Annotated in this window: 22 protein-coding genes; 11 read left to right on the top strand and 11 right to left on the bottom strand. The window is 73.2% G+C overall.

All coding sequences use genetic code 11. From position 1 onward, the window contains the following. Positions 1 to 71 precede the first annotated feature (71 nt). On the bottom strand, positions 72 to 716 hold the full coding sequence (locus ACFVGY_RS04445; RefSeq protein WP_385670770.1) for a TetR family transcriptional regulator: 645 nt from the start codon (positions 714 to 716) through the stop codon (positions 72 to 74). Positions 717 to 908: 192 nt separating this feature from the next. Between ACFVGY_RS04445 and ACFVGY_RS04440 the strand changes: the two genes are divergently transcribed. Then, positions 909 to 2,138 (top strand): acyl-CoA dehydrogenase family protein, encoded by a 1,230-nt coding sequence (locus ACFVGY_RS04440; RefSeq protein WP_385670767.1) that lies wholly within the window; start codon positions 909 to 911, stop codon positions 2,136 to 2,138. On the opposite strand, the gene ACFVGY_RS04435 is transcribed toward ACFVGY_RS04440, so the two are convergent. Then, positions 2,135 to 2,962 carry a hypothetical protein gene (locus ACFVGY_RS04435; protein WP_385670764.1) on the bottom strand — a complete coding sequence of 276 codons (828 nt, stop codon included), beginning with the start codon at positions 2,960 to 2,962 and terminating at the stop codon, positions 2,135 to 2,137. The genes ACFVGY_RS04440 and ACFVGY_RS04435 overlap by 4 nt on opposite strands. Positions 2,963 to 3,024: 62 nt before the next feature. Further along, a complete protein-coding gene (locus tag ACFVGY_RS04430; RefSeq protein WP_385670761.1) occupies positions 3,025 to 3,462 on the bottom strand; it encodes an SRPBCC family protein in 438 nt (145 codons plus the stop codon). Positions 3,463 to 3,617: 155 nt separating this feature from the next. Between ACFVGY_RS04430 and ACFVGY_RS04425 the strand changes: the two genes are divergently transcribed. After that, positions 3,618 to 3,803 carry a DUF5999 family protein gene (locus tag ACFVGY_RS04425; RefSeq protein WP_385670758.1) on the top strand — a complete coding sequence of 62 codons (186 nt, stop codon included), beginning with the start codon at positions 3,618 to 3,620 and terminating at the stop codon, positions 3,801 to 3,803. A gap of 156 nt (positions 3,804 to 3,959) precedes the next feature. Here the strand turns inward: ACFVGY_RS04425 and ACFVGY_RS04420 are convergent, their stop codons facing one another. Next, a complete protein-coding gene (locus ACFVGY_RS04420; RefSeq protein WP_385670755.1) occupies positions 3,960 to 6,059 on the bottom strand; it encodes an ATP-binding protein in 2,100 nt (699 codons plus the stop codon). A gap of 84 nt (positions 6,060 to 6,143) precedes the next feature. After that, entirely contained in the window at positions 6,144 to 7,103 is a 960-nt protein-coding gene (locus ACFVGY_RS04415; protein ID WP_385670752.1) for a fibronectin type III domain-containing protein, read from the bottom strand. 367 nt (positions 7,104 to 7,470) lie between these two features. Between ACFVGY_RS04415 and ACFVGY_RS04410 the strand changes: the two genes are divergently transcribed. The 3 genes from ACFVGY_RS04410 (at position 7,471) to ACFVGY_RS04400 (ending at position 10,146) form a co-directional block, all read left to right on the top strand. After that, positions 7,471 to 7,665, top strand: coding sequence for a hypothetical protein (locus tag ACFVGY_RS04410; RefSeq protein ID WP_385670749.1), 195 nt, complete (start codon positions 7,471 to 7,473; stop codon positions 7,663 to 7,665). 149 nt (positions 7,666 to 7,814) lie between these two features. Continuing rightward, positions 7,815 to 9,383, top strand: a complete 1,569-nt coding sequence (locus ACFVGY_RS04405) for a hypothetical protein (protein WP_385670746.1) — start codon at positions 7,815 to 7,817, stop codon at positions 9,381 to 9,383. A gap of 85 nt (positions 9,384 to 9,468) precedes the next feature. Further along, positions 9,469 to 10,146 (top strand): DUF2278 family protein, encoded by a 678-nt coding sequence (locus ACFVGY_RS04400; RefSeq protein WP_385670743.1) that lies wholly within the window; start codon positions 9,469 to 9,471, stop codon positions 10,144 to 10,146. Positions 10,147 to 10,240: 94 nt separating this feature from the next. Here the strand turns inward: ACFVGY_RS04400 and ACFVGY_RS04395 are convergent, their stop codons facing one another. After that, the gene (locus ACFVGY_RS04395; RefSeq protein ID WP_385670740.1) at positions 10,241 to 11,077 is read right to left on the bottom strand and encodes a hypothetical protein; all 837 of its coding nucleotides are present in this window, start codon (positions 11,075 to 11,077) and stop codon (positions 10,241 to 10,243) included. Further along, positions 11,077 to 12,366: a VWA domain-containing protein gene (locus ACFVGY_RS04390; protein WP_385670737.1), complete on the bottom strand. Its 1,290-nt coding sequence runs from the start codon at positions 12,364 to 12,366 to the stop codon at positions 11,077 to 11,079. Before ACFVGY_RS04390 ends, ACFVGY_RS04395 begins: the two co-directional genes overlap by 1 nt. A 118-nt stretch (positions 12,367 to 12,484) precedes the next feature. Between ACFVGY_RS04390 and ACFVGY_RS04385 the strand changes: the two genes are divergently transcribed. Then, a complete protein-coding gene (locus tag ACFVGY_RS04385; RefSeq protein ID WP_360633720.1) occupies positions 12,485 to 12,766 on the top strand; it encodes a hypothetical protein in 282 nt (93 codons plus the stop codon). A 141-nt stretch (positions 12,767 to 12,907) separates the two neighbouring features. On the opposite strand, the gene ACFVGY_RS04380 is transcribed toward ACFVGY_RS04385, so the two are convergent. The 3 genes from ACFVGY_RS04380 to ACFVGY_RS04370 all read right to left on the bottom strand — a co-directional run bounded on the left by ACFVGY_RS04380 (position 12,908) and on the right by ACFVGY_RS04370 (position 16,234). Further along, positions 12,908 to 13,537: a TetR/AcrR family transcriptional regulator gene (locus ACFVGY_RS04380; protein WP_385670734.1), complete on the bottom strand. Its 630-nt coding sequence runs from the start codon at positions 13,535 to 13,537 to the stop codon at positions 12,908 to 12,910. Positions 13,538 to 13,662: 125 nt separating this feature from the next. Further along, entirely contained in the window at positions 13,663 to 15,774 is a 2,112-nt protein-coding gene (locus tag ACFVGY_RS04375; RefSeq protein ID WP_385670731.1) for a discoidin domain-containing protein, read from the bottom strand. 313 nt (positions 15,775 to 16,087) lie between these two features. Further along, positions 16,088 to 16,234, bottom strand: a complete 147-nt coding sequence (locus ACFVGY_RS04370; RefSeq protein ID WP_385670728.1) for a hypothetical protein — start codon at positions 16,232 to 16,234, stop codon at positions 16,088 to 16,090. Positions 16,235 to 16,646: 412 nt separating this feature from the next. Here ACFVGY_RS04370 and ACFVGY_RS04365 point away from each other — a divergent pair, with 412 nt between their 5' ends. Both ACFVGY_RS04365 and ACFVGY_RS04360 read left to right on the top strand, forming a co-directional pair. Beyond that, entirely contained in the window at positions 16,647 to 18,428 is a 1,782-nt protein-coding gene (locus ACFVGY_RS04365; RefSeq protein WP_385670725.1) for a hypothetical protein, read from the top strand. Beyond that, entirely contained in the window at positions 18,425 to 19,069 is a 645-nt protein-coding gene (locus tag ACFVGY_RS04360) for a hypothetical protein (RefSeq protein ID WP_385670722.1), read from the top strand. The genes ACFVGY_RS04365 and ACFVGY_RS04360 overlap by 4 nt, the downstream gene beginning before the upstream one ends. Here ACFVGY_RS04360 and ACFVGY_RS04355 read toward each other — a convergent pair. Next, the gene (locus ACFVGY_RS04355; protein WP_360633737.1) at positions 19,051 to 19,509 is read right to left on the bottom strand and encodes an Lrp/AsnC family transcriptional regulator; all 459 of its coding nucleotides are present in this window, start codon (positions 19,507 to 19,509) and stop codon (positions 19,051 to 19,053) included. The two genes, ACFVGY_RS04360 and ACFVGY_RS04355, sit on opposite strands and share 19 nt — an antisense overlap. A gap of 122 nt (positions 19,510 to 19,631) precedes the next feature. Here ACFVGY_RS04355 and ACFVGY_RS04350 point away from each other — a divergent pair, with 122 nt between their 5' ends. From ACFVGY_RS04350 to ACFVGY_RS04340, 3 genes are all read left to right on the top strand, one after another. Then, the gene (locus ACFVGY_RS04350) at positions 19,632 to 20,621 is read left to right on the top strand and encodes an EamA family transporter (RefSeq protein WP_385670720.1); all 990 of its coding nucleotides are present in this window, start codon (positions 19,632 to 19,634) and stop codon (positions 20,619 to 20,621) included. Positions 20,622 to 20,665: 44 nt separating this feature from the next. Beyond that, positions 20,666 to 21,877 carry an aromatic amino acid transaminase gene (locus ACFVGY_RS04345; protein WP_385670718.1) on the top strand — a complete coding sequence of 404 codons (1,212 nt, stop codon included), beginning with the start codon at positions 20,666 to 20,668 and terminating at the stop codon, positions 21,875 to 21,877. A 651-nt stretch (positions 21,878 to 22,528) separates the two neighbouring features. Beyond that, complete coding sequence (locus tag ACFVGY_RS04340) at positions 22,529 to 23,974, top strand: glyceraldehyde-3-phosphate dehydrogenase (protein WP_385670716.1); 1,446 nt, start codon at positions 22,529 to 22,531, stop codon at positions 23,972 to 23,974. Positions 23,975 to 24,089 lie beyond the last annotated feature (115 nt).

Genomic DNA, 24,089 nt, shown 5'->3' with positions numbered 1-24,089 from the left:
CCGCCGGCCGACCGAGCACCGGCCGACCGCCGCCGTGCGGGCGGCGGGCGGAGGTCCCGAGGCCGCGGCGGCTAGAAGCCGGGCCCGTCGGCCCGGTCGCCGGCCGTGGCCAGCCGGCCCCACAGCAGGTCGGTCAGGCCGGACACCAAGTCGGCGCGCTGGCAGGGGCGTTCGCCGAGCCACCAGTCCCCGGCCGCGTGCATCATGCCGACGATCCCGTGCCCCCAGATGCGGGCCAGCCGGTCCCCGTCGGGCCCGAGGTCCACGCGTTCGCTGATCACCTCGGCCAGCTCCTCGCCGAGCCGCCGCAGCAGCGGCGCCGAGTGCCGGCCGACGTCGAAGCCGTGCTCGGCGCTGTGCGAGTCCTCGGTGGGGTGCATCAGGAACCGGTAGACCTGCGGCCGGGCCTCGATGGCAGCGAGGTAGGTGTCGAGGGTGGACTCGACCCGCTCGCGGCGCTCGGCGGGCGCGTCGAGCGCGGCCCGCAGCGAGTCGAGCAGGCCATCGGTGTGCCGGACGGCCAGGGCCTGGTAGAGGCCGGCCTTGTCGCCGAAGTGCCGGTAGAGGATCGGCTTGGTGATGCCGGCCTCCGCCGCGATGGCATTCATGGATGCCTTGGGGCCGTCCCTGAGGACGACCCGGTCGGCCGCTTCGAGCAGCTCCCGCCGGCGGCGCTCGGCCGTGCCCGGTTCGCCGGCCTGCTGCGTGGTCTCCATGACGTGTTCTCTCCCCGCCCTTGCGATGGTGCGTGACGCCCACGCAACGTAACACCCCGCGCACCCGGCCCGCCGAACCGGCTGCGCCGCGGGCCGGATTCGCTTGACAGTCGCTACTCGCCGGTAACAGACTGTCGCCACCGTCGAGGTTACCGCCAGTAACGCACTGGTGGATGCACAGTTGGAGGGGACATGGCGGAGTTCACCATGGAGCTCAACGACGACCAGAAGCAGGTGCGTGACTGGATCCACGGCTTCGCCGCCAACGTCATCCGGCCCGCGGCCGCGGAGTGGGACGAGCGCGAAGAGACCCCGTGGCCCGTCATCCAGGAGGCCGCCAAGGTCGGCATCTACTCCCTCGACTTCTACGCCCAGCAGTACTTCGACCCGACCGGCCTCGGTGTCCCCATGGCGATGGAGGAGCTGTTCTGGGGCGACGCGGGCATCGCCCTGTCGATCGTGGGCACCGGCCTCGCCGCCATCGGCGTCCTCGCCAACGGCACCGAGGAGCAGATCGGCACCTGGATCCCGCAGATGTACGGCACCCCGGACGACGTGAAGGTCGCGGCCTTCTGCTCCTCCGAGCCGGACGCCGGCTCCGACGTCGGCTCGATGCGCACCCGGGCCGTCTACGACCAGGCCGCGGACGAGTGGGTCCTGAACGGCACCAAGACCTGGGCGACCAACGGCGGCATCGCGAACGTCCACATCGTCGTCGCCGTCGTCGACCCGGAGCTCGGCACCAAGGGCCACGCCTCCTTCATCATCCCGCCGAACACCCCCGGCCTCTCCCAGGGCCAGAAGTTCAAGAAGCACGGCATCCGCGCCTCGCACACCGCCGAGGTGGTCCTGGAGGACGTGCGGATCCCCGGGTCCTGCCTGCTCGGCGGCAAGGAGAAGCTGGACGAGCGCCTCGCCCGGGCCCGCGAGAAGGCGAAGGCGGTGGACGGCGACCGCTTGAAGAACGCGGCCATGGCCACCTTCGAGGCCTCCCGCCCGGCGGTCGGCGCGATGGCGGTGGGCACCGCCCGCGCCGCGTACGAGGTGGCCCTCGACTACGCGCGGACCCGCACCCAGTTCGGCCGCCCGATCATCGACAACCAGGGCGTCGCCTTCCAGCTCGCCGACATGCGCACCCAGATCGACGCGGCCCGGCTGCTGGTGTGGCGCGCCTCCTGGATGGCCGTCGCGGGCAGGCCGTTCACCTCGGCCGAGGGGTCGATGTCGAAGCTGTTCGCGAGCGAGGTGGCCAAGAAGGTCACCGCGCAGGCCGTCCAGATCCTCGGCGGCAACGGCTTCACCCGCGAGTACCCGGTGGAGCGCATGCACCGCGACGCGGCCATCTACACGATCTTCGAAGGGACGAGCGAGATCCAGCGGCTGGTGATCGCCCGCACCCTCTCCGGGATGCCGATCCGCTAGCGCAGGGGCGTCAGGCAGTGGAGCGAGGTGCCGTCGGCGCTGTACTCCGGCTTGGCGAGGTAGTCCCGGGGGCCGCACTGTTCGTCCCCCGTGGGCTGCTTGCTGACGCGGTACTCGGCGTTGGCCGAGCCGCAGTCCGTGACCAGCAGCTTCTGGTTCTTCAGGTCTCCTTCGTTGCGGACGCAGCTGCCGACGATCAGCGGCGCCGGCTTGTCGTCGCCGCCCCCGGCCAGGATGCCGACCACCACCAGGGTCGGCAGCGCGAAGGAGACCAGCACGGCCGCGACGATCAGCAGGAGCGCCGGCGGGCGCCGCCACAGGGGCCGGCCCGGGTCGAGCGGACGCAGGATGGCCCCGGACGGGGAAGCCAGCCGGTAGTAGGCAGCCCGGGGGCCGAGGTTCATCAGCAACGTGACGGGTGTGATGAACAGCGACAGCGGCCCCCACCAGCCCTGCCACAGGGTGTCCGACTGCATCCGCCGGTAGGTGGCGAGCCCGCAGTCGCGGCAGAGCGGGCCCTCCGTCCGCAGGAACCGCATCAGGACGAGCATGCCCTGGTGCCCGCGCACCGTGCCGGGGGCGGCGGGCACCGATCCGCAGAGCCGGCAGTCGTGGGCCGCCTGCTGCCCCGGGTGGGGGACGGCGTACGGGCCCGCCTGCGGCTGCGGAGCGGCGTAGGGGCCCGGCTGCTGCGGCACCGCGTACGGGCCGGGGGCGGGCGGCGTGTGCGGGCCCGGCCCGGCGGGCGGGCCGAAGGGGGAGCCCTGCTGCGGGCCGTACGGCGGGTACGGGCCTGCGCCGTGCTGCGGGGGCGGAGTGGCCACGGGATTCTCCTCGGTCCGGCGGTGACACGGGGTCGGTGATCACGGAACCCTAGCCCGGAATGTCAGGTACGCAGCAGGCGGTTCACCGCCCGTGCGAACAGCAGCCTGCCCGCCGCCGCGACCAGCGGGTCGAACACCCGGCCAAGCCCCCGCACCCGCAGCTCCTCCCGCCAGCGGACCTCCGCACCGCCCGCGGCCAGCGGGCGGACCTCGATCTCCGCCCAGCCCCGGACCGTGCGCCCGTGCTTGACCAGTCGGGCCCGTCCCGCCCCCGCCCCGGCGGGGGGCTGCCACACCACGACCTCCATCGGGTCGTCGAACGTGATCCTGCCCACTCCCGTCCGGGCCGTGAAGCGGGTTCCGACGTGCGTGGGCGGCGCCGTCTCCATGATCGTCCGGGTCAGCGGGACCTGTGCGCCGTGCCGTTCCCAGTCCGTGAGCCGCTGCCACGCCTCCGCCGCCGGCAGACACGTACGGTGAATGATCCGGATACCGGGCATGAGCGCATGGTAGCCGGGCATACACACCCTGAACTGGACCGCCGATATGGGTTCCGTCCGAGGGTGGCGATCAGTAATACTCACGGCCACCGTGGATCGCGGAATCGACCGGGTGACCACCGGCCCTCCCGCGCCACACAGCGAGGAGGTGCGCCATGTGCTCCCACCAGCCCCCCTGCCCGTCCGCCGACAGTCCGGACCACGACGCCGCCCGCATTGTGGCCTCCCATCCCGAACAGGGCTGGAGCCTGCTCTGCAACGGCCTGGTGCTCTTCGACGACACCGGCGAACTGCTCCCCGACGGCCGCGTGGTGGAACCCCGCCGCCCGGCCCTGGTCTGAGCGAGGAGGCCGCATGCGCCAACAGCTGATCCGCAAGCCCGTCCCCAAGCCCGCACCCCGAGACCTGGACCTGCGCACACCGTCGGGCAGAACCCTCCCGTACTGACGGGAGCCCACGACAGCAGCACAGGAAATCCGCGGCCCACCGGCTGCCGGTCAGCCGGTGGGCGCCGCCGCGCCGCCCCGGAAGGCGCTTTCGAAGGCCGCGTCGCCGATCGCCGCGCGGGCCTGCCGCTCGCCCAGCTCCCGCACGGCCGTCAGCGAGGGTGAGCCCATCTGGGGCTGCCCCACCGTGCGCCACCAGGCGTGCCCCGTCCCCAGCAGCCGGGCCGCCAGCTCCCCGTCGCCCAGCGCCGCGACCGCCGCCGCGAGCAGGTCCAGGCCGAGCGCGATGCCGATGCGGTCGCCGAGCAGCCGTTTCCCCGACAGCATGGCCCGCACGTGCCGGGACGCCTCCTCGTGATGCCCCAGCCCGAGGGCCGCGACGGCCAGCACGTAGTCCGCGTACGCCCGCAGCCACCGCTCGTCCAGGTCCGCGCACGCCTCGCGCAGCCCCCGGGCCTCCTCGGCCGCCTCCTCGTACCGCTGGAGGTCGCACAGGGCGTAGGAGGTCACGAGCCGGCACAGCAGCAGGCCGGCGCCGTCCTCCCGCCCCCCGGTCCGGGCCCGCGCCCGGGGACCCGCCAGCTCCAGCGCCCGCGCGGGGTCCCCCGGCAGCATCACGGACACCGCGAGCAGGTGGGCGGCCCGCAGCCGGGCCTCCGGGTCCGCGAGCCGCTCCGCGAGCCGGGCGCACTCCTCGCCGCGCACGCGGGCAGTGTCCATGTCCCCCTGGAGGACGGCGGTCAGCCCGAGCGCCCACACCCCCTGGGCGTACCCGGGCTCCTGCTGCGGCGCGGCCCGCAGGGCCCGTTCCAGGAAGCCCCGGCCCTCGTGCACGTGCCCGCAGGAGAACCAGAAGAACCACAGGGCCCCCGCCGTCTCCAGCGCGGCCCCCGGGTCGGTGCCGAGCAAGTGCTCCAGGGCCGTGCGCAGCTGCGCGTGCTCGATGGTCATCCTGCGGTACCAGTCCACCTGGCGCGGGCCCATCCAGCCGCGGTCCGCGGCCCGGCTGAGCGCCGCGTACCAGTGCGCGTGCCGGTCGGCGACCGTGTCCACCTCGCCGAGCTCGGCCAGCCAGTCGTGGCCGTACTCGCGGATCGTGTCCAGCATCCGGTAGCGGGCGCCCGCGCCCCGCTCCTGCGTCCGCCGGACCACGGACTTGGCCACCAGCCCGGCCAGCACCCGCTCCACGCGGGCCGCCGACAGCGGGCCGCCCGAGCACACCGTCCGGGCCGCGGCCACGTCGAAGTCGCCGGTGAAGACGGACAGCCGGGCCCACAGCAGCCGCTCCACCGGCTCGCACAGCTCGTGGCTCCAGCCGATCGCGGTGCGCATCGTGCGGTGGCGCGGCATCAGCGTGGACGTCCGGTTGTCGGAGAGGACGTCGAACCGCGCGCCGAGGCGCTGCGCCGTCTGCTCCAGCGTCCACGTGCGCAGCCGCGCCCCGGCGAGTTCCAGGGCGAGCGGGATCCCGTCGAGGCGCCGGCACACCTGGGCGGCGAGGGCGGCCCGGCCGGGGTCGGCGAAGGCGGCCGCGGCGTCCGGGGTCGCGGCGAGGGCGGCGGCCCGGAACAGGGCGAGGGCGTCGCTGTCGGGACCCTCGCAGGGCAGCGGGCAGATCTCCACGACCTGCTCGCAGGGGCTGGCGAGGGGTTCCCGGGAGGTGACCAGGACCGTCAGGCCCGGTGCGGACTGCAGGAGTTCGCCGACGAGGTGGCGGCACTCGGCCACCATGTGCTCGCAGGTGTCCAGGACGAGGAGGAGTTCCCGGTCGGCCATCCACGCGCACAGCTCCTCGTCGAGCGGGCGCGCCGAGTGGTCCGCCAGCCCGACGGCGTGGGCGACGGTCATGGTGAGCAGGGAAGGATCGCGCAGCGGTGAGAGGTCCACCCACCACACCCCGTCGGGCCGGGACTGTTCGGCGTCGGTGACGGCGCGCAGGGCGAGGCGGGACTTTCCCACGCCGCCCACGCCGGTGAGGGTGATCAGCCTGTGCGTGCGCAAGAGGCAGTGGAGCCCGGCGAGTTCGTCCGCCCGGCCGATGAAGCCGGCTGGTTCCGGCGGCAGTCTGCCCGGTGCCTGGTTTCCCGCTGGACCGGGATCGCCGTCCGCGGAATCCGCCCGTCTGTTGTTGAACGAGTACTCTCCGAACACGGATGTATTGTGCGTGATCTTCCTTACTCGACGTGCCGTTCCGTCCGTATCGCTGTCACGTCACCGGTACGGGTGCCTCCGTTCTCACCCGGCCAGTACGATGCGCCGCTGCGCCGAGAACGCCCCCCAATGGCCGTCGGGCAGGCGGGCGCGCAGCTTCAGCTCCCAGACCGTGCCGGGCGGTTCGGCCACGGTGAGCCGGTGCTCGGCGCGGCCGCCGGACACGGCACCGGCACCGAATTGGATGACGGTGACGGGCCTTCCGTTGACGTGGAGCTCGTACTCCGTGGGCGGGCGGCCCGTGTCGGGGGCGGTCCAGGCGAGGGTGACGCCGCCGGGGGAGGCGGCGGCCGTGAAGTCCGCGGGTGCGGTACCGGGGCCGCGGCCGGGCGCGGGTGCGGTGGTGACCTCGACCGCCGGGCCGTCCGGCGAGGAGTTGTCCGCGCCGTCGCGGGCCCGGACGGTGAAGTTGTAGGCGGTGTCCGGCTGGAGGCCGGTGAGGGTGGTGGCGGTCTCGGCGGGGCCGGCGGTGTGGATCCGGACGCCGCCCTGGTAGACGTCGTACGCGGTCACGCCCGTGTCGTCGGAGGCGGCGGACCAGGTGACCACGGCCGAGCGGGGACCTTCGGCCCGGGCCGTGGTGCGGGCCGGGGCGGCGGGGGGCTCGCGGTCCTCGGCCCGGGCGGCCGGGGTGGTGGCCGCGGCCCGGGCGCTGGGGGCGGAGGAGTTCCCGGCGGCGTCGCGGGCCCGGACCGTGAAGGCGTACGCGGTCTGCGGGGTGAGGCCGGTGATGTCCACCATGGTCCGGTCCGCCGGGAGTTCGCGCACCAGTCGGCCGCCCTCGAAGACCTGGTAGTTCGTGACCCCCTCGGCGGCGGGAGCCGCCTGCCACATCACGTGTACGGAGGTGGCGCTGCCGGCCTGGGCGGTGATCCCGGCGGGGGCGGCCGGGGGTGTGGTGTCGGCGGCGGCGCAGGCGGTGAGCCCGAAGGCGGCGCAGGCGGCGGCCAGGCCGAGGGCGGGCAGGGGGGCGGGGGGTCGCACGGGGCCTTCCTCGGCTTCCGCTTCCTCGTGTTCTGGTAAAGGTCTAGACATATATGGCACGGGGGCGGCCGGCCGGGCAAGACCCGTGCGGCAGGCGGTCCGGGGGCTGCCGCACGCGCCTTGTGCCGGTTGGCCACCCCTCCGATCCCCTCTGGCGCGGCCCCCACCCCCGTCCCGCCCCCGGAGCCCGACCGGTCGGGGGCCTGCCGGACCAGTGCCCCCACCAGGTCGGCACCGGCGAGCTGCAACGAGATCGTCAAGCACCGACCGGCCGTCACGGACGGTCAACACCCGGACGGCGGACACGCGTTTCGCCCGGCCGCACGCCCTCCTGCGCCACCATGGCGCCGCACACAAGGAGGTTCTGATGGTGATCTCGCTCTCCGTGGCAGTCCTGCTCCTCGTCCTGGCATGGATCTTCATGCGCAGCGGCGGGCTCAAGTTCTCGCACGCCCTCATCTGCGTCCTGCTCGGCTTCCAGCTCGCGAGCAGCAGCGTGGCGGCGACCATCCACGAAGGACTGACGGCCACCGCCCAGGTGGTCTCCGGCATCGATCCGTGACCCCCGGCGCGGCCCTGCCGGCGACTGTTGCGCCTACGTGAATCATCCCGTCCCTCCATGGACTCCTCGGGCCGGGCGCTCTAGCGTCGGGCGGCGGCGCGACATCAGACGCATTGTCAACACGACCGAGAAGAACGGAGGAAGCCCGGATGATGCGAAGAGCGCTGCACTGCGCCGCGGTCCCGGCCCTGATCGCCGCGACCGTCCTGTACGGGGCCGCCCCGGCGCAGGCCGAGGAGATACCCAAGGCCCCCGGCCACCGGCTGGTCGAGAAGTACGAGGGCAACCCGGCCCCCGCCGCCCCACTGCCCGGCCAGGCCCCGCCCCAGCACCCCCACCTCGCGCCCAACGGCCGCAGCGGCATGCACTCCGACGCGGCCGGCAGCGCCACCTCCCCCTGGTCCGGCCCGCTCGGCCGGAACCCGCAGGTGACCAGCGAGCGGATCGCCGCCCTCGGCGGCGAGTGCGCCACCGCCACCTTCGACACGGGCGGCCGGCTGGTGACGGTGTGCGGCACCTTCTCCGGCTTCCGGGTGAAGCTGCTGGAGCCCCGTACGCTCGCCACCCTCGCCGAACACCGGCTCCCGCAGCGGTCCTCGACCGTCGAGGCGATCACCACCCTCGACTTCTCGAAGATCTTCAAGGACACCTCGGGCGGCGCCTACTTCTACCTGGACGACCAGGACCGGGCCGTGCTCGCCGACTCCCGCCAGCACGTCCTGCGGCTCGCCCACGCGCAGGACCCCGACGGCAGCTGGAAGTTCACCGTCGAGAACGACTGGGACCTCACCGGTGTCGTCCCGCACGACTGCGCCGGCTGGACCAACCTGCGGCCCAGCGGCACCTGCGACCCCGTCACCTCCGTGATGCCCGACTGGGACGGCCGCATCTGGTGGGTCACCCGGCAGGGCCGGGTCGGCACCGTGGATCCGGCAACGGGGACCGTCCGCCACATCAGGCTCGACGGCGAGGAGATCCAGAACTCCTTCTCCGTCGCCGAGGACGGCGTGTCCATCGTCAGCGACCACGCCCTGTACAGCTTTCGGGCCGCCCCCGACGGCACCCCCGAGGTGCAGTGGCGCCAGACCTACGACCGCGGTACGGGCACCAAGCCCGGCTCCGTGAACCAGGGCTCGGGCACCACCCCGGACCTCTTCGGCGACGGCTACGTCGCGATCACCGACAACGCCGACGACCGGATGAACGTCCTCGTCTTCCGCCGCGGCGCCGACGTGCCCGCCGACCGGCGGCTCGTCTGCAAGGTCCCGGTCTTCGGGTCCGGCGCCTCCACCACCGACAACTCCCTGATCACCTGGGGCAACAGCATCGTCGTCGAGAACAACTACGGCTACGAGAACCCCACCAGCCTGCTGCTGGGCCGGTCCGTCGTCGGCGGCGTCAGCCGGATCGACGTCCGCGCGGACGGCAGCGGATGCGACACCGTGTGGCAGAGCCCGGTCCGCGCGCCCTCCGTCGTCCCGAAGCTCTCGACCGGGAACGGGCTGCTGTACTTCTACGAGAAGGAGCCCCACGCCTGGGGCATCGACGCCTGGTACCTGACCGCGGTGGACTTCCGCACCGGGGAGCGCCGCTGGCGGCAGCTCACCGGCACGGGACCGCTGTACGACAACAACTGGGCCCCGATCACCCTCGGCCCCGACGGCACCGCGTACGTCGGGGTCTTCAACGGCATCGTCGCCGTCCGCGACGGGAACTGACCGCAGGGCGCGGGCGGCGCGGGCGGGGGCGACCGGCACGCCCGCACCGTCCGCGCGCGGCACCGGCGGGTGGTTCACTGTCAGCATGCCCTTCGAGAACTACGGCGTGCTGTCGGGGACCCTGCACCGCCACTTCCGCGACCGGCCCGACGACCAGGGCCGCTGGTTCCACGTGAACCTGGAGGTCGACGCGCCCGCCGGCCGCTACAAGGTCGCCGTCGACGTGGACAGCAAGAAGTCCGCGGTCGGCGTCGAGTGGAAGGTGCTCACCCTGCACCCCTCGGTGCTGGAACCCGTGGACGCGCCCGCCCCGGGCTACCACGACCTGGCCCGCGCCTCCGGGTCGGGGGCCGTCGACTACCTGCGCCACCCGGCCCTCGCGGACCACCCGGGCTGCCTCTTCCTGCCGCGCCCGCCGGCCTGGATCCAGCGGATCCGGGAGCGGATCAGCCCGGCCCGCCCGTGGACCGCGGGCAGCCACCTGGAGGCTTCGGCCGCACTGGAGCCGATCCTCGTGCCCGGCCGGCCGGTCCTCGTCTTCGGAGAGCCCTTCGACACGGGGCTCGGCATGCACAACGTCCACCAGAACCAGGGCGATCCGTACGGCAGCCAGTGGTGGGAGGAGAACGGCATCTGGCAGGACGGCGCCACGATGACCCGCCGCGGCGACGGCCTCTACGACGTCTTCCTGTCCCGGTTCTCCACCCAGGCCGACGCCACCGACGACGACGGCCACCCCCTCCCGCCGCCGGCCGCGGTCTAGGAGCGACAACACACCCGCCCCGGGCGGCGGTCCGCGGCACGGTGCCGGGGAGCCGCCGACCGGGGCGGGGGACGGGGGTCGGGTCGCCCGCGGGTCAGCCGCGGGGCGGGACCTGCTGCGGGCGGCCCCGGCCGCGGGTGAGGGAGTGGCCGAAGACACCCGCCAGGGCGGCGAGCACGCCGCCCGCCGCAGTCCAGATCCAGCGGTCGGACCAGCGGCCGCTCGACCAGCCGCCCTCCGGTTCGCCGACGGCGGCCGGCGGCTGCTTCCCCTCCTTCTTAGCCGCCTCGACCGCCGCGGCGCGGGCCGTGATGCCGGGCACGAGCGGCTCGGCCACCGCGCCGTCCGAGGCGAACGCACCCCCGGTGTCGCTCACGTCGGCACGCATTTCGGCCCGCACCTTCCGGCCGAGGTCCTCCTGGGCCAGGTCCACCGCGGTCAGGCGCACGTAGTAGCTGCCCGGCAGCGGGTCGTTGGCCCATGCCTCGGCGCCCGGGCGGACCGTGCGCAGCGTGCAGGACAACTCGACCGCCGCGGCCTCCTTGGCCGCCGCCGCGGCCTGCGCGGCGTACGTGCACGGCTGCCGGCGGCGCAGGCCGTCGTACACGTCGAGGCGCCAGGTCGACGCCGCGTGGCGGGACGCCGCCTCGGGCAGCTTCACCGTCGCCCGGACCGTGGCCCGCTGCCCGGAGTCCAGCGGCAGCACCCAGTACAGGTAGTCACCCGTGGACGCCTCGGCCGTGGCGAGTTGGCCCGGCTTGACCGGCGTGGCCGTGCGGAAGGCCGTGCCGGCCTCCGTCGGGCCGGCGGCGGCCCCGCTCGGGCTCGCGCTCGCACTCGCCGTGGGGGTGTCGGCCGAGGCCGCGACGGCCGCGGCCAGGACACCGCCGGCGGCCAGCACCGCGGCGGTCACCATCCGTACGGTTCGCATCAGTTGGTCCTCCAGACCGAGACGCGCCAGCGGGAGAGCCAGCCCCACACCAGGCCCGCGACGAGACCCGCGAGCACGAGGACGCCGAGCAGCCACCAGCCGCGGCCGAGCCCGAACGAGGCCGCGTCGGCGGCGTCGTCGGGGCCGTCCACCACGTCGACGGTCAGCTCCACCGGCATGCCCGGGGTCGTCTTGACGTTGGCGGGCGCCGAGAAGGAGTTGCTGACCTGGAGGCAGACGGTCTCCACGGCCGGCTTGCCGTCACCGGCCGTGCCCCCGTCCTCGTCCCCGTCGGACTCGGCCTTCGGGTAGCGCAGCCCCGTCGAGATCACGTCGGTGCGGCCGTCGCCCGCCTCCGAGCCGCGCACGATCTCGCGGCCGTGGATGGTCGTCGCCCGCAGCAGCACGCCGTAGTCGTTGTTGACGGCGCGGTCGACGCCGAGGCTCACCGAGGCGCGCAGCTCCTGGCCGGGCTTGACGTCCACCTGGTACCAGCGGTGCTCGCCGAAGGCCTCGCGGTCGGTGTACAGGCCCGCGCCCAGCTTCGGGGCGCCCTGGCACTGCTTGGCGCCCTCGGTCGCCACCGGGGTGACGACGGGGGCCGCCGCCCGGTCCACGAGCTGCTTGACGCGGCCGGAGAGTTCGGCGGTGTGCTGCACCGAGGTGTAGGTGCCTCCCGTGGCCTCCGCGATGCAGACCAGCTGGTCGCGGGTCTTGGCGTCGGGGACCAGGCCCAGCGTGTCGATGACCAGGTGGATGCCCTGGGCGGCGATGTCACGCGCCACCTCGCACGGGTCGAGCGGGGCGCAGGTGTCCTCCCCGTCCGTGATCAGCACGATCCGCCGGGTGGCGTTCCCGCCCTTGAGGTCCTCGGCCGCGCCCAGCAGTGCCGGGCCGATCGGGGTCCAGCCCGTGGGGGCGAGGGTCGCCACGGCCGTCTTGGCCTCGGTCCGGTTCAGCTTGCCCACGGGGTAGAGCTGCTTGGTGTCCTTGCAGCCGACCTGCCGGTCGTCGCCCGGGTAGGTCGCTCCGAGCGTGCGTATCCCCAGCTGCACCTCGTCCGGCGTGGCGTCCAGGACCTCGTTGAAGGCCTGCTTGGCCGCAGCCATACGGGACGTGCCGTCGATGTCCGTCGCGCGCATCGAGCCGCTGACGTCCAGCACCAGCTCGACCTTGGGCGAATCCTTCCCCACGGGTTCGCCGGCCGCCGCGCTCGCCGGGAACAGCCCGACCGCGAGCGCGGCGAGCAGGCCGGACGCCCCGGCCGCCACCCATTTTCTTGTGATCATCGCCGGATCGTATTGAGGATCGAGTGGCAATCCAAACCGTCCGCTGCGGGCCGCACCGCCCGCGACTACCCTGGAACAGGGGGTGATGTGCCCGTGTGTCCGGCCCGGAGGCGACCCCATGAGACGACGCCATCACTTCCACATCGACCATGCCGGGCATTCCGTCAGCGCGACCATCGAAACCGGCCACCGGGTGGAGGTGGAGGTCCTCGTCGACGGCAAGGAGACCGGTCACGCCACCACCCACGGTGACCGGCCCGTCTTCGTCCACGTGGAGCTGCCGACCGTGCCGCCGACGCCGGTGGTCGTACGGGCCACACCGGGCCCCGGCGTCCCCCGCTGCGTCCTGGAAGCGCCCGACGCCGCCCAGCCGCTGGTGATGTCGCCCAGGCCGTACTGAGCGGAGCGGCACGCACGGGCCGCGGGAGGCCGCGGAGTCCTCCTCGGGCTGGAGGCCGTCAGCGTGCGGACACCCGTGCGCATGCGCCAGAACGTGTCCCCACGCGGTACTGGCCAGCGGTCCGTCCCCGACCCCCGCCGGTCAGCCGGTGGGGGTGCGTACCGCCTCCGCCGGATCCCCGGCCCGGACCAGCCCGGAGACGTGCTCGGTCACCATGTCGAGGATCTCCGCCGCGGCGCGGTCGTCGCCGAGGACCAGGAAGTTGAGGGTGAGTCCGTCCGTCATCGCCGCCAGGTAGCGGGCCAGCACGGGGACCGGGACGCTCAGTTCGAAGCCCGGCCCGCCGCTGACCCGCCCGATCAGGTCGGCGTACGCCGCGCAGTACAGCTCGTGCTGGCGCCGCGCGAGGTGCTCGAACCCGGGCTGGCGCAGGGCGTACTGGGTGAGCTCGTACGTGAGCATGTGCTCGGCCGGACTGGCGCGGACGTGGTCCCAGTAGGCCCGGAACCCGGCCCGTACCGTCTCGTGGAGGGTGGCGCGCGGCCGGATCGCGTCCTTCACCACCCCGAGGTAGTGGTCGGTGATCGTCTCGATGACCGATTCCAGCAGGGCCTGCTTGGAGTCGAAGCAGTAGTGGAAGACGCTCAGCGACACGCCGGCCTCGGCGGCGATGGAGCGGGTCGTCGTCCGGGCGACGCCGTCGCGGGCCATCGCGCGGATCGCGGCCTCGGTGAGCTGCCGGCGCCGCTCGGCCAACGGCATCCGTGGCATGGGTGGTACGTCTCCTTCCGCAGGAGGTGTGCGCGGTTGCGCAGGCGGCCGGGGCCGGCCGGATCGGTTGCGGATCCGGCCGGCCCCGGCCCGGGGGAGCGGGGTGCCTCCGCCGGACGGCGCCGTCAGCTGCTGAAGACGCCGACCTCGTAGAGGGAGTAGCCCCACTGGGTGCCGCGGCCGACGCCGTGGATCCGTACGTAGCGGGCCGGCACCCCGGCGAACTGCGCGGTGTCCAGGCCGCCGTCCCCCGCGGTCGTGGACCAGACCGTCTGCCAGTTCGCGTCGTCGGAGGACACCTCGATGCGGTAGGACCGGCCGTACGCCCGCTCCCACTCGAGGGTGACCCGCTTGACGAGTTGCGGGGAGCCGAGGTCGATGCGCAGCCACTGACCGTCGCTCCAGCCGCTCGCCCAGCGCGATCCGCGGTCGCCGTCCACGGCCCGCCCGGCCGCGTAGCTGACGAACGGGTTCCACTCGGTGGAGCTGGCCGAGGAGGCCGCGCCCGCGGCCAGGTTCACGCCGGCCTTGTGCTTCTCGGACGCCCCCCAGGTGCGCAGGTAGGACTCGGCGCCCTGGAAGAGGTCGTCCACCACCTCCTGGCCGCCGACGTTCCGGATGTCCTCGATCCAGTCGGGGACCATGCCGTAGTGCGCGGCGCCGTCGGTGTTGAAGTCCCAGGTGCGCTGCCCGGTGGTCTGGCGGTCGATGACCGAGCCGCCGTCGGTGCTGCGGTACGGGTAGCGGACCGGGTTCGGGGCGTCGGCCCCGCGGGGGCCCGGCCAGCCGCCGACGCCGTTCATGTCGGTGCCGAAGCCGTAGCCCACGCCGTACTTGTCGCGCAGCGCGGCATTGCGCTTGGCCTCCGCGCTGAAGCCCTCGGCACCGCCCATGTAGGCGGTGGCGAAGCCGCCGAGCTTGTACAGGCGCTCCAGCCAGCCCTGGTCCATCCAGCTGTGCGAGGAGATCACGCCCGGGTACGAGTCGGACTCCAGGACGTCCAGGGCGCGGCCCGCGGCCTTGACGCTCATGTGGTCGATCTCGAGCATCATCTTGCGCTTCATCATCCCGCGCAGGGCGTACTCACCGAGTTCGGTGAGCCCGCGGGTGTTGCACCGTGCGTCGGAGGAGTACGAGGGCACGGCCACGCCCGCCGGAAGCTCCTTCTGCGCGGCCGGAGCGGCGGCCAGCCCGATCGGGTTGTCGTGCTGCGGGCCGGTGCACTGCTCGGTCTTCCAGAAGGTTCCCGTGGAGAGGAACTGGCCCACGTTGATCGCGGTGCCGAGGGCGCCCTCGTCGAAGCGCACCCCGCAGAGCGCGTTGTCGAACTTGTGGCACAGGAACATGCTGCGCACGCCGATCCGGTGCAGCTCGTCCAGGCCGCGGTCGATGTCCTCCCGGCTGCACTGGGCGATGTCCAGGATCTGCTTGCAGCCGAACGGCTCGGAGGTCTCCACCCCGAGGATGACGGCCAGCTTGCCCTGCTGGATGACGTCGCGGGCCTGCGCGGAGTCGGTGACGATCCGGAACCAGCCCTTTCCGGGGCCGCCGTACATCCGGTCGATGTAGGCCTGCATGTCGTACGTCTTCTGCGCCTCCAGGCGGATGGCGGTCATCTCGTCGCAGCCGCGGTCCTTGAAGAAGTAGACCGAGCAGATCACCCCGTTGGTGACGAGGTCGTTGACGAGGACCCGCTGGCCGCCGCGCCAGGCCCGCTCGATCCACGCGTAGTAGTTCTGCTGGTGGGTGAGCGAGTCGTGGGCGGGCCAGTCCTTGAACGTCGGCCAGCCGTTGGGGTCGTGCTTGCCGTCGCCGCCCTTGGTGATGAAGTCGAAGATCGCGAGGGTGCCGTCGGGGTAGTGCTCGGGGCAGTCCTTGAGCGCGTCGGCGATGCCCTGCTCCGAGAACGGCTTGCCGCAGATGAGCCGGCCGCCGAAGCCTTCGTTGGACATGATGTGGTCGTGGGCGTCGACGAAGCCGCGGACCCGGCCCTGGGCGTCGGTGCCCTTGAAGGGCTCGCCGGTGACGTTGATCTGGGAGTCGGGGCCGGGCCGGGCCGTCGGGACCCACCAGCCGGTCTCGGCCGGGGCACTGGCGGCGCCTGCGGCGTCGGCGGCACCGGCAGCGGGTTCGGCCGAGGCGCCGGACACCGGGCCGAGGGCCACGGCCAACAGGCCGGCGAGGAGGATCGCGAGGACCGCGCGGGGCCTGCTGCGGCCGGGTGGTAGTCGGGTCATGGTCATCACCACTCACGTCATCGGGAGGCGGAGGGCGCGGTCGAGGACGCAGACCGCCCGAGGCCGGTGATTGTCATGTCCCGCGCGATTTTGCGACGAGGATCGCCACTGCCGCCGGGAGAGTCAAGAGTCCGGGACAACTGACCTGATGGTGAATCAGGTCCCACCGGCCCCCGCCGGGCCTGCGGAGACGTCCCGTCGGACGCCGGAGCGCAACCCCGGCCACCACCCGGGCCGGTCCGGGGCGAAGGGGCGTGGGCGGACCCTGCCGGTCTTTGCCCAGGCGTCGGCACAAGGCCAGGGCCGTTGACCATCAGAACGCCAGGCAGCAGACGGCGTGCACGGCGCACGCAGTCGTGGCGAACTGCGCGGGTTCGCCGCGCACATGAGCCCGGAGCAGTCGGTCGGTCGGCCGGCCGGGCTGGCTGCTGCTGTGGACGGCGACCGCCGTCAAGTCCACCTGCTGCCTGGACTTCCTGCATGGCCTGCCCTTGGCCGCGGCCCGTGCCCGCCCTGCCGGGCTGCGCGGATGCAGGACATCTCCCCGGCCCCGCAGCCCCCGACGAGGAGGCCCGAGCCGTGCGCGTGGATGCAGCGCGCCCGGGAACTGCGTGCGGCCGGACTTCCGGTGCATGCCCCCGGAGAGCGGGCCCGGAAACGCTGACGGGTCGAGAGCTGTGGATCGGCCGGTACGCCGCCCGGGGCTGACGAACAAGGAGGGGGGCAGCGCCTGCACGTCCCACCGCGCACGGTCGCCGCCCTTCCGCACGGGATCTTCCCGCGCCTGCCCGAGCCCTCGAGTCCGGTTGGTGCGGCGCTTGCCTGGAGGCGACGGGCGCGGCCCTGCGGGGGACAATGGGTGTCGGAGAGTCATGTTCCCCTTCACCTTGCGGGCCATCCGGTCATGGGCCGCGGTGCTGGCCTGCGCGGCGGTCGCGTGGGGCGGTACCGCCGTCCCCGCGGTGCCCGCCGCGACAGTGCTCCCGGCCCGGGCGACGGCACGGATCGAGCTGGACCCGACCACGGGTCCGCCCGGCAGCCGGGTGGGGGTTCGCGGCTACGGGTTCGAGGACTGCCGCAGCCCTGTGCAGGGCGCCGTGGGAGACGTGTACAAGACGCAGACGCCGGCGCCGGCGCCGCAGCCGACGCAGTACAGGGCGGCGGTGGTCGAGGTCCGCATCGCCCCGGGCGGCGGCGGTCCCAGCGTCATCACGGCCGACTTGGACACGGGCGAGTTCGAGACCGACGTCACGGCGCCGTCGGACGCCTCTGCCGGCGAGTACAGCGTGACGGCCACGTGCACGGCCAAACCCTCCCTCACGGCGACGGCTCGGTTCAACGTGAAACCAACTCCCGTGCCCGCCCTGGCCCTGGACCGGACCGCCGGTCCCGCGGACACCCCTGTCCGGGTCACCGGTTCGGGTTTCGACTACTGCACCGTCAACGGCAGCGGCAAGGTCCGGCTGACGTGGAACGGCAACCGGCTGGACGGAGTGAAGCCGGCCACGGTGGACCCGGAGCGGGGCACGTTCACGGCCGGTATCAAGGTGCCGGCCGACGCCGCCCCGGGCGACGACCACAAGGTGCGGGCCAGCTGCGTCGGATACGAGTTGATCTACGCCGAGGCACCGTTCACGGTCGAGCCCCCCAAGTCCCCCGAGCCGAGCGAGTCTGCCGAGCCGTCTGAGTCTGTGGAGCCGTCTGAGTCTGCGGAGCCGTCCGAGTCCCCCGAGCCGTCCGAGTCTGTCGAGCCGAGCGAGTCTGTGGAGCCGTCCGAGTCTGTCGAGCCGAGCGAGTCTGTGGAGCCGTCCGAGTCTGTCGAGCCGAGCGAGTCTGTCGAGCCGTCCGAGTCCCCCGAGCCGTCCGAGTCTGTCGAGCCGAGCGACTCCCCCGAGCCGTCCGAGTCTGCCGAGCCGGGCAAGTCCCCCGAGCCGAGCCGTACAGCCGGACCGACCGTCGAACCGCCTGAGACACCGGACGTGGTGCTCACTCCCACCGCGGGGCCGGCAGGCGGGGATCCCGTCATCGTGACCGGTTCCGGGTTCAACTGTCGTTTGGTGAACGTGTTGTGGGACCGCGGATCCACAGGACAACCGGTCAAGGCCTCAGGCGACGGAGGGTTCACCATGGAGCTCGTCCTGGCGGCGGACGTGCCCGAGGGCGACTACACGGTGCGGGCCGAGTGCCAGTCGGATCCGGGCGTGGCTGACGAGGCCCCGTTCCGGGTGACGGACACCCCGCCTCCGCTGCCACCCCCCACGGAGCCGACACCGGAATCCGCCCTGACGCCCACCTTCACCATCGAGGGGACGGACGGGCCCACGCCCACAGACGGCCGCCCGTCGCCCGACCCGACGTCGTCGGACGGCCCGCCCAACGCGGAGGGGGTCGTGCCCGTCGGCCTGGTCGTCGGCACGGGCCTCGTCGGCGTCGCCCTGATCGGTGCCTTCGGAGTCTCGCGGCTGTACCACCGCCGCCGCAGCCCGCGTCGGGTGGGGGGCCACGTCAGCACCCGGCTGCGGCCCGCCCCGGCGGTGACCTCCCTGGCCGAACTCGCCGACGAGGACGACGCGGCCGGCTCGCACACGATCCGGCTGGAGCCGCACCCGGATCCCGGCGAGCAGACCGTGCTGGAGAAGGAGGACGACACATGACCGCCGCCCCCGCGCCCGACGTCGCGCCCCTCACCGTGCGGGTGTTCCTGCTCGGGCAGCAGTCCGAGGAGTCCGTCGAGACCATCGCCGGCACCCTGCACGACCACCACGCCGCCGCCGGCACGCTGCCCGACCGGCAGGGCCTCACGGGTGCGGCGGACCGGGCCGTGGAGTCCGAGCTCGCCCGCGTCGTCAACGGCTTCCTCGACCTCGACCTGTTCTCGCTGCTGGCCCACGGCTGGGCCAAGCACTCCGAGCTGCGGGCCGCCGCCCACCGGACCCGGCTGTCCCCGGAGGCCCCGGAACTGGTCGCACTGGCCACGCACAGCATCACCTCCACCCACCGCCCCAGCGTCGAGGTGCTGGTGGACGGCGCCCCGGTCAGCACGGTGGAGGTGGAGCTGACCGTCGTCTTCCACCTCCGCGCCCTGGTCGCGGCCGTCGAGAGCGCGCGGCTGACCGAGCTGCACAGCGGGCAGTGCGACATCGAGGCGAAGCTCGCCGTCCGGGGGATCCCGGTCGCCACCCGGCAGGGGCGGCTGGCGCTGCCCCTGGGCCGGCGCCTGCGCTCCCCGATCGAGCTGCTGCCGCCGCAGGCGCCGCCGCCGCCCGCGCAGCCACCTCACTTCGGGGCGGGGTAGACCCTGGACTGCTTGACGCTGCCGAAGGCGAAGCTCGACTCGATCGAGGCGATGCCCGGGATGGCGTGGATCCGGTGGCGGACGAGGGCCTCGTACGCCTCCAGGCTCTCGATGACGACCCTCAGCAGGTAGTCGCTGCTGCCGGCCATCAGGTAGCAGTCCTGGATGTGCTCGATGACGGCGACGTGCTCCTCGAAGACGCGCACGGCCTCCGCGGTGTGGCGTTCCAGCCGTATCCGGACGAACACGGTGATCGGCAGGCCGTACGCGACCTGGTCGACCATGGCCGTGTAGCCGCGGATCAGACCGGCCTCCTCCAGCCTCCTCACCCGGCGCAAGCAGGGCGAAGGCGACAGCCGGACCCGGTCGGCGAGCTCCTGGTTGGACAGGCGGCCGTCTGCCTGCAACTCGCGGATGATCTGCAGATCGACTGCGTCCATGGTCACTCCTTGGCAGATTCTGCCCCCAAGCTATTCCTGAGCGGCAGAACTGGCAATCGGCTGCCCCGGCAAAAGCTCTAGCGTTGCCATGTGGCCGGATCCGGCCCCTGGATCTGGAGGACATGACCGTGGTCGCCGTGAAGACCGTGCCCGCCGTGCCCGCGCCGGCAGCCGCAGCCCCGCGAGAGCGCACCGCGGGCCTCCGCGGGCTCTCCCCGCAGGGGCAGGGCATGATCGCGCTGGTCCTGACCGTGCTGATCTGGGCCGCCTTCGCGCTGAGCGCGCGGGCCCTGAGCAGTTCCTCCCTGCTGCCCGCTGACGCCGCGCTGCTGCGCTTCGGCGTCCCGCTCGTCGTCCTGGCCCCCGCCCTGTGGCGCCGGCGGCGGGCGCTCGCCGCGGTGCGCCCGGCCGCCGCGCTCAAGATCGCCTGCGGGGCGGGAGTGCCGTTCTTCCTGGCCGCGATGTACGGCGGCTCCCTGACCTCGGCCGCGTTCGTCGGCTCGATCGTGCCCGGCATGGTCCCGCTGTTCGTCGCCGCGCTCATGATCGCCGGCGGGCGCGGTGCCCCCCGCGGCACCCAGGCGGCCGGGCTCGCGCTGATCGCGGCCGGTGTGATCGCCCTCGTCTGGCGCCACGTGTTCCCCGTGAACGGCTCGGTCCTGGCCGGAGCCGGCATCCTGCTCGCCGCCAGTGGGCTGTGGGCGCTGTACACCGTCGGGCTGAAGGAGGTGGAGCTCGACCCGGTCGGCTCGATCGGCCTGCTCTGCCTGCCCTCGTTCGTGGTGATGGCCCTGCTGGTGCTGACCGGGGTGCTGCCCAGCGGCCTGCCGTCCGCTGCGGGCTCCGACATCGCCTTGTTCCTGGTCGTGCAGGGGCTGGGGGTCGGGCTGTGCGCAGGCCTGCTGTACGCCTTCGCCATCCGCCGGCTGGGCGCGGAGCGCAGCTCCGCCGTCGGGAGCCTCAGCCCGGTCCTCGTGGTCCTGCTCGCCGTTCCGCTGCTCGGCGAATCGCCGACGCTCGCCGTGCTCCTCGGAGTGCCGCTCATCGCCGCGGGGGTCTTCCTCGCCAACCGGCGGCCCCGCACCCTGCCCCACCCCGTCTCCGCCCGCTGACCCCAGCCCCCCGACCCGCCGATCCCCGTCCGAGGTTCCCGCAGATGCTTGAGCTCCTCCTCCCGCCGCCCGTCGACCCGCTGTGGGACCTGACCGAGGCGTACGGCGCCGACGTCCGGCCCGAGCGCCTGAACCTCGTCCTCGGCGTCTACCGCGACGACACCGGGGGGACCCCGGTCATGGCGGCGGTGCGAGAGGCCGAGATACGGCTGGCGGAACGTTCCTTCTCCAAGGAGTACCGCGGGCTCTCCGGCAACCTGGCCTTCAACCACGCGATGCTGTCCATGGTGCTGGGCGAGGGCGGCGCCGCCGAGCGGGCCGTCGCCGTCCAGACCGTCGCGGGCAGCGGTGCGCTGCGCCTGCTGGCCGACCTGGTCTGCCGGACCCGGCCCGGCACGACGGTGTGGATCAGCGACCCCGCCTACGTGAACCACCGGCCCATCCTGGAGGCCGCGGGGCTGACCGTGCGCACCTACGCCTGGCTCGACGCGGAGGGCCGGCCCGACACCGAGGGCCTGCTGCGGGACCTGGGGCAGGCCCGCCGCGACGACGTCGTGCTGCTCCAGGGCTGCTGCCACAACCCCACCGGCGTCGACCCGACCCCCGAAACCTGGCAGGCCCTTGCCGACCTGGCCGTGCAGGTCGGGTGGGTGCCGTTCGTGGACCTGGCGTACCACGGGCTGGGCGACGGCCTGGAGGCGGACCTGGCGGCCACCCGGATGCTCGCGGAGCGGGTGCCGGAGATGCTCGTCGCCATCAGCTGCTCGAAGAACTTCGGGCTCTACGCCGACCGCACCGGCTGCGCGATCGTCATCGGCTCCTCCCGGCAGTCGCTGCGCCACGTGGAGACGGCCCTGCAGAACGCGGCCCGGACCCTGTACTCCATGCCCCCGGAGCACGGGGCCGCGGTGGTCGCGACGGTCCTGGAGGACGACGGGCTGCGGGCCCTGTGGCGGGCCGAGCTGGACGAGATGCGCGGCCGCATCGAGGCCAACCGCAGCGGTCTGGCCCGGCAGCTGGCGTCGCTCGGCTGGGCCGACCGGGCCGCGTCGTTGGCGCGGCAGAAGGGCATGTTCTCGATGCTTCCGCTGAGCCCGCACCAGATGCTCCGCCTGCGCAACGGCTTCGCCATCTACGGCACCACCGCGGGCCGCATCAACATCGCCGGCATCCCGGCGGACCGCATCCCCTGCCTGGCCAACGGCATCGCAGCCGTCCTCGCCGAGCAGCCCGAGTCCGCCGTGCACGCCGGCTAGGACCGCAACGGGGTCTCCTGTTCGCCGTGCTGACGGCGAGCGTGGCCCGGCCGCGGGCGGGCGCTGTGGCTGTGCCGTGCGTCGCGGTGCCCGCTCCGCCGTCGGCCCCGCGTACGGCCTGACCGTCGCGCACGGGGTCGGCACGGTGTCGGGCGCCCTCGGGCCGCTCCTCGCCGTGTCCGCCCCGCACTCCTCGCCTTCGCCCCTCCCTCACCGGCCCCGGCCGCCTCTCCGCCGAGGCCCTCCTCGGCCCCACGCCCCGGCCCGTCTCGTGGGCCGCCGTCGCCGCCCTCGGGGGCGTCCGGCAGCGGCCCGGCCTCCGGGCCCTGCTCCACCGCCCCGGGCCGACAGCCCCGCGCGGAGCCGCTGCCACGGGCCCCTGACCGTCGACGGCGGCCGGCGGGAGGCGCCGTCGCGGCTCTGGACTGCCTGCGGCGTTCCACGGACCGAGCGGGGCCTCCGCCGCACCGCGGAATCAGTGCTCGCGAACAAACCGGATGAAAGTCGCGTTCCAGGCGGACATAGCGGGGCAATCGGCCCGCCGGGTGCACTCGTACCGCCGGGTGGTCGATTCCCACAGGGGTACCTCTTGAATGATCAAACTATGAGGGGGTTAGCATATGAGCGCCGCCTAGCTCGAAAGATAAGCCTGTGACTGTCAACGACGACTCGTTCACCAACTGGAACCACCGCGAGGAGATCGCGGAGTCGATGATCCCGATCATCGGGAAGCTGCACCGCGAGCGGGATGTCACGATCCTGCTGCACAGCCGCTCCCTGGTGAACAAGTCGGTGGTCAGCATCCTGAAGACCCACCGGTTCGCCCGGCAGATCGACGGCGAGGAGCTCTCGGTCACCGAGACGATGCCGTTCCTGCAGGCTCTCACCACCCTCGATCTCGGCCCGTCGCAGATCGACATCGGCATGCTCGCCGCGACCTACAAGACCGACGACCGCGGTCTGTCGGTGGCCGACTTCACCGCCGAGGCCGTCGCCGGCGCCACCGGTGAGAACAAGCTGGAGCGCTCCACCGGCCGCGACGTCGTCCTCTACGGCTTCGGCCGCATCGGCCGCCTCGTCGCCCGTCTCCTGATCGAGAAGGCCGGCTCCGGCAACGGCCTGCGCCTGCGCGCCATCGTCGTCCGCGGGGGTGGCGAGGCCGACCTGGTCAAGCGCGCCTCGCTGCTGCGCCGCGACTCCATCCACGGCCAGTTCCAGGGCACGATCACCGTCGACGAGGCGAACAGCACGATCGTCGCCAACGGCAACGCGATCCGCGTGATCTACGCCAACGACCCCTCCGAGGTCGACTACACGGCGTACGGCATCAAGGACGCCATCCTCATCGACAACACCGGCAAGTGGCGCGACCGCGAGGGCCTCTCCAAGCACCTGCGCCCCGGCATCGACAAGGTCGTCCTGACCGCCCCGGGCAAGGGCGACGTCCCGAACATCGTCCACGGCGTCAACCAGGACATGATCAAGCCGGACGAGCGCATCCTGTCCTGCGCCTCCTGCACCACCAACGCCATCGTCCCGCCGCTGAAGGCCATGGACGACGAGTACGGTGTGCTGCGCGGCCACGTGGAGACCGTCCACTCGTTCACCAACGACCAGAACCTGCTGGACAACTACCACAAGGCCGACCGTCGCGGCCGCTCCGCGCCGCTCAACATGGTGATCACCGAGACCGGTGCCGCCTCCGCCGTCGCCAAGGCGCTGCCGGACCTCAAGGCCCCGATCACCGGCAGTTCGATCCGCGTCCCCGTCCCGGACGTCTCGATCGCCATCCTCAGCCTGCGCCTGGGCCGCGAGACCACCCGCGAGGAGGTCCTCGACTACCTCCGCAACGTCTCGCTGCACTCGCCGCTGAAGCGCCAGATCGACTTCACCACCGCCCCCGACGCCGTCTCCATGGACTTCGTCGGCTCGCGCCACGCTTCCATCGTGGACGCCGGCGCCACCAAGGTCGACGGCGACAACGCGATCCTGTACCTCTGGTACGACAACGAGTTCGGCTACTCCTGCCAGGTCATCCGCGTCGTCCAGCACGTCTCGGGCGTCGAGTACCCGACCTTCCCGGCGCCGCGCGCCTGACGGTCCGGCAGCAGGACGATCGACGGGGGGGGGGGGCGCCGGCGGGGTCTGTGGGGGGGGCGCCCGCGCGCGGGGCCGGGGGGGCCCCGCGCGCCGCGGAGGCGGTCGCGGCGAG

The sequence above is a fragment of the Streptomyces sp. NPDC127106 genome, assembly GCF_042677605.1.
Classification (GTDB): Bacteria; Actinomycetota; Actinomycetes; order Streptomycetales; family Streptomycetaceae; genus Streptomyces.
The sequence above is the reverse complement of the archived record's forward strand: the minus strand, read 5'-3'. Positions and strand labels throughout refer to the sequence as shown.

Coding starts and splice junctions, on each gene's coding strand:
- ACFVGY_RS04355 (WP_360633737.1), bottom strand. CDS start 19,509: ATGGACGCAGTCGATCTGCAGATCATCCGCGAGTTGCAGGCAGACGGC.
- ACFVGY_RS04345 (WP_385670718.1), top strand. CDS start 20,666: ATGCTTGAGCTCCTCCTCCCGCCGCCCGTCGACCCGCTGTGGGACCTG.
- ACFVGY_RS04395 (WP_385670740.1), bottom strand. CDS start 11,077: ATGCGAACCGTACGGATGGTGACCGCCGCGGTGCTGGCCGCCGGCGGT.
- ACFVGY_RS04390 (WP_385670737.1), bottom strand. CDS start 12,366: ATGATCACAAGAAAATGGGTGGCGGCCGGGGCGTCCGGCCTGCTCGCC.
- ACFVGY_RS04445 (WP_385670770.1), bottom strand. CDS start 716: ATGGAGACCACGCAGCAGGCCGGCGAACCGGGCACGGCCGAGCGCCGC.
- ACFVGY_RS04385 (WP_360633720.1), top strand. CDS start 12,485: ATGAGACGACGCCATCACTTCCACATCGACCATGCCGGGCATTCCGTC.
- ACFVGY_RS04360 (WP_385670722.1), top strand. CDS start 18,425: ATGACCGCCGCCCCCGCGCCCGACGTCGCGCCCCTCACCGTGCGGGTG.
- ACFVGY_RS04380 (WP_385670734.1), bottom strand. CDS start 13,537: ATGCCACGGATGCCGTTGGCCGAGCGGCGCCGGCAGCTCACCGAGGCC.
- ACFVGY_RS04405 (WP_385670746.1), top strand. CDS start 7,815: ATGATGCGAAGAGCGCTGCACTGCGCCGCGGTCCCGGCCCTGATCGCC.
- ACFVGY_RS04350 (WP_385670720.1), top strand. CDS start 19,632: ATGACCGTGGTCGCCGTGAAGACCGTGCCCGCCGTGCCCGCGCCGGCA.
- ACFVGY_RS04365 (WP_385670725.1), top strand. CDS start 16,647: ATGTTCCCCTTCACCTTGCGGGCCATCCGGTCATGGGCCGCGGTGCTG.
- ACFVGY_RS04440 (WP_385670767.1), top strand. CDS start 909: ATGGCGGAGTTCACCATGGAGCTCAACGACGACCAGAAGCAGGTGCGT.
- ACFVGY_RS04425 (WP_385670758.1), top strand. CDS start 3,618: ATGTGCTCCCACCAGCCCCCCTGCCCGTCCGCCGACAGTCCGGACCAC.
- ACFVGY_RS04400 (WP_385670743.1), top strand. CDS start 9,469: ATGCCCTTCGAGAACTACGGCGTGCTGTCGGGGACCCTGCACCGCCAC.
- ACFVGY_RS04410 (WP_385670749.1), top strand. CDS start 7,471: ATGGTGATCTCGCTCTCCGTGGCAGTCCTGCTCCTCGTCCTGGCATGG.
- ACFVGY_RS04430 (WP_385670761.1), bottom strand. CDS start 3,462: ATGCCCGGTATCCGGATCATTCACCGTACGTGTCTGCCGGCGGCGGAG.
- ACFVGY_RS04375 (WP_385670731.1), bottom strand. CDS start 15,774: ATGACCCGACTACCACCCGGCCGCAGCAGGCCCCGCGCGGTCCTCGCG.